9 protein-coding genes are annotated in these 11,313 nt (G+C 45.5%); 5 read left to right on the top strand and 4 right to left on the bottom strand.

What is annotated here, in order from left to right:
• Window positions 1-7: 7 nt before the first annotated feature.
• The gene (locus tag R7Q48_RS08985; protein ID WP_005387834.1) at window positions 8-517 is read left to right on the top strand and encodes a DUF2062 domain-containing protein; all 510 of its coding nucleotides are present in this window, start codon (window positions 8-10) and stop codon (window positions 515-517) included.
• A 149-nt stretch (window positions 518-666) separates the two neighbouring features.
• Here R7Q48_RS08985 and lolE read toward each other — a convergent pair whose 3' ends face one another.
• The 3 genes from lolE to lolC are packed head-to-tail and all read right to left on the bottom strand — an operon-like array spanning window position 667 to window position 3,822.
• Entirely contained in the window at window positions 667-1,911 is a 1,245-nt protein-coding gene (lolE, locus tag R7Q48_RS08980) for a lipoprotein-releasing ABC transporter permease subunit LolE (RefSeq protein ID WP_256902822.1), read from the bottom strand.
• 2 nt (window positions 1,912-1,913) lie between these two features.
• Window positions 1,914-2,621, bottom strand: coding sequence for a lipoprotein-releasing ABC transporter ATP-binding protein LolD (gene lolD, locus R7Q48_RS08975; RefSeq protein WP_054700735.1), 708 nt, complete (start codon window positions 2,619-2,621; stop codon window positions 1,914-1,916).
• Window positions 2,614-3,822 (bottom strand): lipoprotein-releasing ABC transporter permease subunit LolC, encoded by a 1,209-nt coding sequence (lolC, locus tag R7Q48_RS08970; RefSeq protein ID WP_031778997.1) that lies wholly within the window; start codon window positions 3,820-3,822, stop codon window positions 2,614-2,616. The genes lolD and lolC overlap by 8 nt, the downstream gene beginning before the upstream one ends.
• A gap of 249 nt (window positions 3,823-4,071) precedes the next feature.
• Here lolC and R7Q48_RS08965 point away from each other — a divergent pair, with 249 nt between their 5' ends.
• The 4 genes from R7Q48_RS08965 (at window position 4,072) to R7Q48_RS08950 (ending at window position 9,600) form a co-directional block, all read left to right on the top strand.
• Window positions 4,072-4,641, top strand: coding sequence for a hypothetical protein (locus tag R7Q48_RS08965; RefSeq protein ID WP_017634743.1), 570 nt, complete (start codon window positions 4,072-4,074; stop codon window positions 4,639-4,641).
• Window positions 4,642-4,646: 5 nt separating this feature from the next.
• Window positions 4,647-8,108, top strand: a complete 3,462-nt coding sequence (mfd, locus tag R7Q48_RS08960) for a transcription-repair coupling factor (protein ID WP_318132260.1) — start codon at window positions 4,647-4,649, stop codon at window positions 8,106-8,108.
• Between the two features lie 7 nt (window positions 8,109-8,115).
• Window positions 8,116-8,889: a peptidoglycan binding protein CsiV gene (locus R7Q48_RS08955; RefSeq protein WP_005387825.1), complete on the top strand. Its 774-nt coding sequence runs from the start codon at window positions 8,116-8,118 to the stop codon at window positions 8,887-8,889.
• 162 nt (window positions 8,890-9,051) lie between these two features.
• A complete protein-coding gene (locus tag R7Q48_RS08950; RefSeq protein WP_318132259.1) occupies window positions 9,052-9,600 on the top strand; it encodes a GNAT family protein in 549 nt (182 codons plus the stop codon).
• Between the two features lie 76 nt (window positions 9,601-9,676).
• Here the strand turns inward: R7Q48_RS08950 and R7Q48_RS08945 are convergent, their stop codons facing one another.
• On the bottom strand, window positions 9,677-10,966 hold the full coding sequence (locus R7Q48_RS08945; RefSeq protein WP_005378463.1) for an NAD(P)/FAD-dependent oxidoreductase: 1,290 nt from the start codon (window positions 10,964-10,966) through the stop codon (window positions 9,677-9,679).
• Window positions 10,967-11,313: the final 347 nt, after the last annotated feature.

Below are 11,313 nucleotides of genomic sequence, written 5' to 3'. Positions count from 1 at the left end.
CTGTCCTATGCCTAGAAAGCTGATAAAACGCTTCATGCCAGATCATGAATTGATCAAACGCCAAAAAGCATTGAAGGTCTTCGGCAATGTGTTGTACAACCCGAACTTGTGGTGCTTAAACCGCCGCTCGGCATCAGGGGCTTTTGCTGTCGGGTTATTTATGGCTTTTGTTCCACTGCCGAGCCAAATGATCATGGCCGCTGGCTTGGCCATTATGTTGGGTGTCAATCTGCCCCTCTCCGTCGCTTTGGTATGGATAAGCAACCCTATCACGATGCCTGTGCTATTTTACTTTGCGTACAAGCTAGGTGCTCTAGTGATGCGTCTTCCCCCGCAACCTTTTCACTTTGAACTATCGTGGGAATTCATCATGCAGCAAATGAGCACCATTGGACCTCCATTTCTATTGGGCTGCGCAATTTGTGGGGTTGTATCCGCGATTATTGGCTACTTCGGAATTCGAGGGCTTTGGCGCTACTCCGTGGTACGGAGCTGGCAAAAACGCAAAATAAGATAAGACCTTACTGCGTAAAAATCAGCATTTGAGCTATCAGTTGAGGGGCATCTAACAGTTAGAATGAAACGCGATGTTACTCAAGTCGGATAAATACAAAAAAAGGACCGAATTCGGTCCTTTTTGTTTTTCGCATATTGTAAAACAATCAGCTATTTAGAACTCAGTACAGCCGCCGGATTCAACCTTGCGGCACGAGAAGCAGGATACCACGTCGCAAGTAAACTAAGCACTATCGCCGTCACTGACACCAATGCCACATCTGGCCAGTGTAGTTGTGATGGTAAGAAGTCGACGAAGTAAATATCACCCGATAAAAACTGATGACCAATTAAGCTCTCTAACCCTTTAATTAACGGAGTCAGGTTTAACGCCACTAAGACACCGATAACACTGCCGACGAGACTGCCAAATACACCAGAGAATACACCTTGCCAAACAAAGATCCGTTTGATTAGGCTATCTTTTGCTCCCATTGTTCGCAAAATTGCAATTTCCGCCGCTCGGTCTTTCACTGCCATCATCAACGTAGACACAATATTAAAACATGCCACGCCAATCACCAGTACCATCACCAAGTACATAATGGTGCGCACGAGCTGAATATCGCGATACAAAAAACCAAACTTTTGCTGCCAGCTTTTCAAATACACATAAACATCAACCATGCTACCAACCTCGCGAACAATAGAAGGCGCATTGAGAACATCGTCAGTTTTTAGTGAAATGCCAGTGACCCCTTCCCCTAATCTCGCGTATTGCTGAGCATCCGCTAATGGTACTAACGCTAGAGAGTGGTCGATTTGGCCATTCAACGTTAAGAGCCCTGACACCTTCACGCGCACACGCTTAGGAGCCTGCACTTTATTTGCGCCGCCTGTTTGCGGAATCATCAACGTAACGTAATCCCCCACGGCGACATTTAGCTCGTTTGCTACACCTCGTCCTAAGATCACTTGCTGCTGACCGGCATAAAAGTTTTGCCAAGCTTCTTGGTCAATAAAATTCGATAAGCTCGACACCGCTTGCTCGAAAGTAGGCTCTACACCACGAACTTCTATCGCTTTTAGCTTACTGCCTTTTTCTGCCAAGCCCGTAAAACGAACGTACGGTGCTGCCGCAACAACATGTTCATGTTTTAGAGCTTGATTCATCGTTTTGGTGTAGTCATGAAGTGGTCCATTAACACCTTCTAACTCGCCGTGTGGGATCACAGACAACACACGCGATTGCAGCTCGCGCTCAAAGCCATTCATTGCAGACAAACCGATAATGATCACAGCAACGCCAACCGCAATACCAATAGTCGAAGAAAGCGATATGAAAGACACCATCTTGTTGCGCTTTTTCGCTCGACTGAAGCGACCACCAATCATCAAAGCTAAAGAGGTAAACAAAACTAGCCCTCCGCAGATGCTGTATCAGTCACAAAACGATCTACGAGCAAACCATCTTGCATGTGCATTTGACGATCCATTTTTGCTGCCAGCTCTTTGTCATGCGTGACAACCAAAAATGCAATGTTTGACTCTTTATTGAGCTCGCGCATCAAATCATAGATAGACAGTGCCGTATTGTGATCTAAGTTCCCCGTAGGTTCATCAGCCAAGACCAGATCAGGTTTATTCACCAATGCACGCGCAATCGCAACACGCTGACGCTCACCGCCCGATAACTCGGAGGGTCTATGTTGCATCCGATGATTCAAACCAACTTTATCTAACAGCGCTTTAGCCGCCTGTTTTGCATCCGCTACTTTAGCACCGCCAATCATCAGTGGCATCGCCACATTTTCAAGCGCAGTAAAGTCAGCCAATAAGTGATGAAACTGGTATACAAAACCAAGGTGCTTGTTGCGTAATGCAGCCTGTTTGTTCGAGCTCAAAGCTGATAAGTTTTGCCCTAGAAAATCAACTTCACCATGAGTTGCGTCATCTAACGCACCTAAAATATGCAATAAGGTACTTTTTCCCGAACCAGAAGAGCCAACAATAGAAACCAACTCCCCTTTGTCGATATCGAAACTTACGCCTTTCAACACTTCCGTATCTAACGAACCCTCTCGGTAGACTTTACGAATATCACGACATTCTAATAGCTTATTCATAGCGAAGTGCCTCAGCAGGTTTAACAGAAGATGCTCGATAAGAAGGATAAAGCGTAGCAGCAAGGCTAAGAGCAATCGCCAATACCACCACTAAAAGAATTTGCAGTGAATCAATCAAGATGGGTAGATGACCACCAAAGCTGAATAGCGCCACACCAGCAGATTCAAGAATCGCATTTAGATTAAGTGACAAGATCACGCCCGCAGCGCCACCAACAATCGCGCCAATTACACCACTGCTTGCACCTTGCACCATGAAAATGGTCATCACTTGAGATTGAGTCATGCCTTGAGTTTTCAATATTGCGACTTCTGATTGCTTCTCCATTACCACCATGATTAAAGCGGAGATAATATTGAATGCAGCGACACCCACAATTAGACCTAGCATAAGTCCCATCATGTTCTTTTCCATTTTCACCGCTTGGAAAAGCTCACCACGCTGTTCGCGCCAATCACTCCATTCCCATCCATCAGGCATGGGTTGGTCAGCAAAATCCGTCACCATAAATGGGTCAGAGAAAAAGACACGCCAACCAGAAACCGTGTCTTTAGGGAAACGCATCAGCTTAGATGCATCCGTCATGTTCACAATCATTAATTGACCATCAACGTCCGATCCCGTATTGAAAATGCCTGAGACAGTAAAGTTTCGCTGGCTAGGAATACGACCAAGTGGGGTAAACTGCGTCGCGTTGGTCACCATCAAGCGTACTTTATCCCCGATTGAGACCTTTAGTGAACGCGCCAAACTGTGACCCAAAAATACATTGTAGTCACCTGCTTGAAGTGACGATAATCGTCCGGCAATCAAATGGTTGCTAATCGGATCGCCTTTCTTAGGTTCAATACCGATGAGGTAACCAGCCGTCAGCTGTGCAGAACTCTGAATAACAGCCTCTCCTCTAACGATAGGTTCCGGCTGAGATTCACTCGACATCGCTTGAACAAATGGAGGAGCAGACTCGGTCATAGGCGTTTTTCCATCGTGTTGCGAAACAACGGCATGAGGTAGCACACCTAAAATGCGTTCTTTTAACTGCGATTCAAACCCGTTCATCACAGAAAGAACCGTCACCAACGCCATTACACCGATCGTAATACCCGCCGTCGACATATAAGAAACAAATCGGCTGAACCTATCTCCAGAGCGTCCCCGAAGATACCTTAAGCCAATAAACAATGAGATAGGATGATACATATAAGACAAACCAACTGGTTGTTTTGATATAAAGCTTTAGCGGATTATCTTACCTTACTCTTCTCATTAAGAAGACAAGAGAATCGCTAAATTTGTCAACGACATGCAATAAGTCTGTATTTAGGGCAAAAAGTTCAAGGACAAATCAGCTAAACTTGATAACTTCATTCAGTTAGCGATAATCAGTGCCCTATTTCTCTTTGTTTGTTGAGTGAACAGGGAGCGCTCACTGGCAAAAGGATCGACTATATGACAGAGCAAGAATACTTTACCGTCCATCATAACCTCACCATCAACGTCGAAACGTTGAGTGCGGACTTTGCTTTGCCAGATGAAGAAACATTTGCCTCCGAAATTCCAGCACCATTTATTGTCGCCAGTGAATTTAGTCACTTAGATATGTTGGCAGACAACGCGCGTCTAGAGCTGAAAAACAAAGAGTTAAAGCATGTGATCAACTTGCTTGATACGCAAAACGCGAAACTTAACCTCTTGTTGAGCTTTATGCTTTCACAACAAGATGACGCCTCCATTCGATATCAAACGACGCAGTTTGGTGCTAGTCAACTCAGTTTCCGCTCAGATACAGCGTTAACTACTCAACAACTCGTTCGTGTTAAACTGTTCCTCGATCACCCTGCTGCGGCGATTTATTGTTACGCTCAAGTAGAAGAATGTGATGCTTCAGAGCAAGATTTCATTATCACGCTTAGATACAAGATGCTCCGAGAATCTGATCAAGATTTACTGATAAAGGCGGCACTGTATCAACAACAAAAACTTTTACGTCAGCGCTCGATGGAGCGAGATAAAAAATAATTCCTATGACAAAAGCAACGATTCTTTCCGTCACCAACCCTTCAGAGCGTGGCGACAAAAAACAGCTAGGTAATTTGCCGGGCGCAGCTCTACCTCTAGCCATTGCAGAGCTAGCCAAGCAGCATTCGAGTCACTCGCTACTCGTTGTGCCTGACCCGCAAATCGCTTTAAAGCTTCAGGCAGAGATTGAGCAATTCACCGACCAAACGGTAAGCCTGTTCCCCGACTGGGAAACGCTGCCTTACGATAACTTTTCTCCGCATCAAGAAATCATCTCTGAACGTATCGCACGCCTATACCAACTGCCAAGTCAACGTGATGGCATAACCATCGTCCCGGTCAGTACAGTATTGCAACGCCAATCGCCACGTGATTTTCTGTTGCAACACACTTTAATGGTGAAAACTGGTGATCGGCTCTCGCTAGAGAAGTTACGTGTACAACTTGAAAATTCTGGCTACCGCCATGTAGATCAAGTATTTGGACCAGGTGAATATGCAAGTCGTGGGTCTATTCTGGATCTCTTTCCTATGGGCAGCAATGACCCGTACCGCATCGACTTCTTTGATGATGAAATAGATACCATTCGCACGTTTGATCCAGAGAACCAACGCTCTATCGACGATATTCAGCAAATCCAATTGCTGCCTGCACATGAGTTCCCAACCACTAAAGAAGCGATTGAAGATTTCCGTACACGTTGGCGCACCCAGTTCGACGCACGCCGCGAGCCTGAATCAATCTACATGCAAGTGACCAAAGGCACGTGGCCCGCTGGTATTGAGTATTGGCAGCCGCTGTTTTTTGACCATACCGAGACTTTATTTGAATATTTGCCAGAAGACTCTCAAGTCATCACATATGGTGATATCGAATCTGCGGTCGATACTTTCTTAACCGATGTCGAATATCGATACGACCAGAAAAAAGTTGATCCGCTGCGTCCTCTTTTGACTCCTGAACAGCTTTGGTTGAAAAAAGACGAACTTTTCAGTCAACTAAAACAGCTCCCTATCGCTCAATTGATCCTAGATAAAGTGGTTAAGCGTGCCGGTCGGCAAAACCTACCAGTACAATCGTTAGCCGAGCTTGGCGTTCAACAACAAAATAAAGAGCCGCTCTCGCGCCTTCGTCAGTTTAGTGAGCAATTCAGCGGCAAAATCGTTTTCTCGGTAGAGTCAGAAGGTCGTCGTGAAGCACTAACGGAGCTGTTGCAAGGCATCAAAGTTCGGCCAGTCGTACATGGCTCACTTTACCAAGCTCTAGACTCGGGTGATCGATTCAGCTTGATCTTAGGCGCAGCAGAGCATGGTTTCATTCACGAAGAGCTGAACTTCGCTCTGATCTGTGAAAGTGATCTACTCGGTGACCGTGTTATCCAGCGACGCCGCAAAGATAAAAAAGCCGTCAACAGTGACACCGTTATTCGCCATCTTGCGGAACTAAAACCCGGTCAACCTGTGGTTCATATTGATCACGGTATTGGCCGCTACATCGGTTTACAAACACTTGAAGCAGGTGGCATGAAAACGGAATACGTCACCCTTGAGTATCAAAACGATGCCAAGCTCTACGTGCCAGTTTCATCACTGAATCTTATCAGCCGTTATTCTGGCGGCGCTGAAGAGAGTGCGCCACTGCATAAATTAGGTGGTGAAGCGTGGGCAAAAGCACGTCGTAAAGCGGCAGAAAAAGTGCGTGACGTCGCGGCAGAATTGCTGGATGTGTATGCAAAACGAGAATTAAAACCGGGCTTCAAATTTGAGCTAGATCGTGGGCAATACGCAACATTTAAAGCAACATTCCCGTTTGAAGAAACAGATGACCAAGCGATGGCCATCAATGCCGTATTGTCAGACATGTGCCAGGCAAAAGCAATGGATCGCTTAGTATGTGGTGACGTGGGCTTTGGTAAAACTGAAGTCGCTATGCGCGCAGCATTTGTCGCAACGGATAACAGTAAACAGGTCGCTGTACTCGTACCAACAACCTTGCTTGCTCAGCAGCATTTCGAAAACTTCCGTGACCGTTTTGCCAACTTACCAATCCGAGTTGAAGTACTGTCTCGTTTTAAATCTGCCAAAGAACAAAAAGTCATTCTGCAAGACGTTGCCGATGGTAAAGTAGACATTGTCGTTGGTACGCATAAGCTGCTTTCGAGCGACATTAAATTCAAAGATTTAGGTTTGTTGATCGTTGATGAGGAACACCGCTTCGGGGTTCGTCAAAAAGAAAAAGTCAAAGCAATGCGTGCGGATGTGGACATTCTTACCCTCACCGCAACACCAATTCCACGCACACTGAATATGGCAATGAGTGGCATGCGAGACCTGTCGATCATCGCTACACCTCCTGCACGCCGTTTAGCCATTAAAACCTTTGTTCGACAAAAAGAAGAGCCAGTGGTCCGTGAAGCGGTACTGCGTGAAATTATGCGTGGTGGTCAGGTTTACTTCCTGCACAATCAGGTTGAAACCATTGAAAAAACGGCAGAAGACTTACAGAAACTCATCCCAGAGGCACGCATTACCGTGGCTCATGGTCAAATGCGCGAGCGCGAACTTGAGCGAATCATGAATGACTTCTACCATCAGCGCTTTAATGTGTTGGTGTGTACAACCATCATCGAAACCGGTATCGACGTACCAACGGCGAATACCATAATCATGGATCGTGCGGACAATCTTGGCTTGGCGCAGTTGCATCAATTGCGTGGCCGTGTTGGACGTTCGCACCATCAAGCCTATGCTTACTTATTAACGCCACATCCAAAAGCCATGACCAAAGATGCCATCAAGCGTCTTGATGCGATTGCTTCACTGGAAGACTTAGGTGCTGGCTTTACGTTAGCAACCCACGATTTAGAAATCCGTGGTGCTGGTGAGCTGCTTGGTGATGAGCAAAGTGGGCAAATTCAATCCGTTGGTTTTACACTTTATATGGAAATGCTGGAACAAGCAGTGCAAGCATTAAAAGAAGGCAAGGAGCCATCTTTGGATGAGCTGCTTCGTGAGCAAACTGAAGTGGAAATGCGAATCCCAGCGCTCTTACCAGATGATTACATTCCGGATGTAAACACACGACTGTCGATGTACAAACGCATTGCGAGTGTCACAAGCAGTGATGAACTATCAGAGCTAAAAGTGGAACTGATTGATCGCTTTGGTTTGCTTCCAGACGCAACAAAGAACTTACTTGCCGTCTCAGAATTGAAAATTTCGGCTGGTAGTTTAAAAGCGAAAAAGATAGAAGCCCATGATAAAGGTGGATTTATCGAGTTTTACCCTGATGCTGACATAAATCCAGCGTATTTAGTTAAACTGCTGCAATCACAGCCGCAAAAATTTGCAATGGAAGGTCCAACTAAGTTCAAGTTTAGCGTACCATTGGTGGACCGACGTAAACGCATTCAGTTTGTTCAAGACTTACTGAATGATTTTAAACAGAATTTATTACCAACGAGCTAATAGTCGAATGAGAATACTGATCCCGTTATTGCTTCTATGTGTCTCAATGCCCTCTTGGGCACAGCGCCAATTTGATATTGAAGTGATCATTTTCAAGCGAGCAGTCGACGCTGAAAGCACAACAGAATCTTGGCCGAATCAACTGCCAAAAATCGATATGGAAAATGTCGGTAGCCTAGAGAGTGAATCCTACCGCCGCTCTAAAGGCGTGACACTTTTGCCAAGTTCTTCTTTCCGTCTCAACGCGCAAGAAGCGGCACTAAATAATCATGCTGGCTTTAAAGTGCTTAAACACGTAGCCTGGCGTCAAGGTGACCGAGGTAAATCTAGCGCCCCAATTTTCCGCATCGTTGGCGGGCGAGATTTCTCTGATTCTTATCAAGCAGATGGCCGCCCAATCAATGGCAATAGTAATCAAACATTTTCCAGCGACGGTTACAGTGAAGAGACGGTCAATGGTCCTTTATATGAACTAGATGGTCGATTCCAAATATACGTACAGCATTACCTCTTCGCCGAAACAACACTAGATCTGCGCGAACCAAGTGTTAGAGAGGTGCGTTTTGAACCAACCTCAACTGAGCAATTGGCGGATGACTTAGGTGAAGTAGATGGTAACGTCCAAGTCGGTAACTTGGCAGAAATATCGCCGACAGTAACCGAAGAGAAATTCCTGAAGAGTTATCGAATGGATCAAAAACGTCGTATGCGTAGCAGCGAGACTCATTACCTAGATAACCCGTTGATGGGTATGATCATTCAAGTTCGTCGGGTTCGATAAGCACGAGCGGTTCGACAAAGCGCAGCAAAGCTGCGCTTTGTTTTTATCTGCTATACCTCAGTTATTCCTAACCAACGCAGAGCAAGGAAAATAGCTGCGTTCAAGTATAAAATAGACAGCTTTCAATTTACTTACACCTCAACATGGAAGTCGTATTAGTTCATGAGTCCAGACTTTGAAATCATTGCGCCCCGCTTAGCGCTCAAGCTCATCCCTGCTGAAGAAGCACATTCACTACAACGATTACTTGCAGAATCCCCTTCGCTGCACCAATGGCTTGACTGGTGTGATAAAAACGTCACATTGAAAACCGCGCAGGACTTTCTGTTGGCAACCCGTCTTAACTGGGTCAAAACTGAGGCTTTTGGTTTCGGTATCTATGAGCGGCAAAGTAACACTTTGGTTGGAATGGCAGCGGTTAATGAGTTATATCATACGTTTAATATGGCGAGTATTGGTTACTGGGTTGCCGACCGCTATCAACGGCAAGGCTATGCCCAAGAAGCCGTTAAAGCCTTAGCAGAATTCTGCTTCGCAAAGCTAAGTTTAACTCGACTAGAGGTTGTTTGTGACCCCGACAACGAAGCTAGCCAAGCCTTAATTGAGTCCGTCGGTGCACAAAAAGAAGCCATCGCCAGAAACCGTTTTATTTTTCATGGTAAGCCTAAAGATGGCGTTGTGTACTCACTTTTACCGACAGATCTAACATAAACAAAAAGCCACCGACTTGCGGTGGCTTCTGCATTTTTTAAGATACAACACATCCACACAGAGTGGATTTAAAACCTTAGTGCAGCTTAAGGTTTGGACGCAGCACGCGATTAATGCGGCCGACGAGCATCATCAGACCGGTTTTGAATACACCGTGCAATGCCATTAGGTGCATGCGATACAATGAGATGTAAACGACACGAGCAATACGGCCTTCTACCATCATCGACCCTTTAGTTAGGTTCCCCATCAGACTACCAACGGTTGAGAAGCGACTTAGAGACACTAATGAACCGTGATCTTTATATACATAGTCTTTCAACTCGCGCCCGTTGATCTTCGCGACGATGTTACTAAATGCCTGGCTTGCCATTTGGTGTGCAGCTTGAGCGCGTGGCGGCACGAACGAACCGTCAGACTGGGTGCATTGTGCTAAGTCACCAATAACAAAGATGTCATCATCTCGTGTTGTCTGTAGTGTGTTTTTCACTACAAGCTGATTGATACGGTTCGTTTCTAAGCCAGCGATATCTTTAATAAAGTCTGGAGCTTTGATACCCGCAGCCCAAACCATGATTTGAGCTGGGATCTTCTCACCATCTTTTGTAGTAAGGCCATCTTTTTCAGCTTTAGTCACCATAGTGGCGGTGCGCACGTTTACGCCCAACTTCACCAACTCTTGATGAGCAGCAGAAGAAATACGTGGAGGTAACGCTGGTAAAATACGCTCACCTGCTTCAATCAGATTGACGTTCAACTTGCTAGAATCAAGATCACCGAAGCCATAAGTGCGCAGCTCTTTAACAGCATTATGTAACTCAGCTGATAGTTCAACGCCAGTTGCACCAGCACCAACAATCGCAATATCGACCGTACCGTTACCGTTTTTCGCGTGCAGCTTTAGGAACTCGTTGTTCATTTCTGTACGGAAACGGTGTGCTTGCTCAGGGCTGTCTAGGAAAATACAGTTTTCACGAACGCCAGGCGTGTTGAAGTCGTTTGATGTCGAGCCAATTGCCATCACTAGAATGTCGTATTCTAGCTCACGGCTTGGCATAAGAAGTTCACCGTGTTCGTCTTTAAGCTCACTTAAGATGATCACTTTACGTTCACGGTCGATGTCTTGAAGACTCCCCATTTGGAAGTCGAAGCTGTGGTTTTTTGCATGAGCTCGATAGCTCAGTGCATCTACTCCTTCGTCCAAAGAACCTGTAGCAACCTCATGCAATAATGGCTTCCACAAGTGGCTCGCTTTTCGATCGACTAGCGTAATTTGCGCACGGTTTTTGCGACCTAGAGTTCGACCAAGCTTAGTTGCCAACTCAAGACCACCTGCACCGCCGCCTACAACGATAATGCGTGTCACAATGATTTTCCTCTACAAAAATGAATATATGGGGTTCAGCTCGATGCATGACTCACAAACATTTGTGGCATCCATCCAACCGATGAATTCTTGGTTCTTAGAGGTGTCTCAATTACTTGGATTAAAAAACTGCCACTCACCTTGATTCTTTATCTATCAATGACTTGTCAGGGTTTGGCATGTTTATCTGGTACGCATACGACGCCAGAATTTTTTGGGCAAGTTTATTACTCGCTCTCAATTTTTTTTGATATTTATCAAATTATTTTAGTCCGGTTCATTATATAGAGACCAACTTTGAAGGCAACCAAAATCCGTGTAACGAGTACGGATTGACTACTTTTCGA

It is taken from the genome of Vibrio sp. 378, assembly GCF_033339435.1.
This window is presented reverse-complemented; position numbering and strand designations above follow the sequence as displayed.

What these genes read in the sequence shown, in the direction of transcription:
- R7Q48_RS08985 (WP_005387834.1), top strand. Translation starts at nt 8, where the DNA reads ATGCCTAGAAAGCTGATAAAACGCTTCATGCCAGATCATGAATTGATC.
- lolD (WP_054700735.1), bottom strand. Translation starts at nt 2,621, where the DNA reads ATGAATAAGCTATTAGAATGTCGTGATATTCGTAAAGTCTACCGAGAG.
- lolC (WP_031778997.1), bottom strand. Translation starts at nt 3,822, where the DNA reads ATGTATCATCCTATCTCATTGTTTATTGGCTTAAGGTATCTTCGGGGA.
- R7Q48_RS08965 (WP_017634743.1), top strand. Translation starts at nt 4,072, where the DNA reads ATGACAGAGCAAGAATACTTTACCGTCCATCATAACCTCACCATCAAC.
- mfd (WP_318132260.1), top strand. Translation starts at nt 4,647, where the DNA reads ATGACAAAAGCAACGATTCTTTCCGTCACCAACCCTTCAGAGCGTGGC.
- R7Q48_RS08955 (WP_005387825.1), top strand. Translation starts at nt 8,116, where the DNA reads ATGAGAATACTGATCCCGTTATTGCTTCTATGTGTCTCAATGCCCTCT.
- R7Q48_RS08950 (WP_318132259.1), top strand. Translation starts at nt 9,052, where the DNA reads ATGAGTCCAGACTTTGAAATCATTGCGCCCCGCTTAGCGCTCAAGCTC.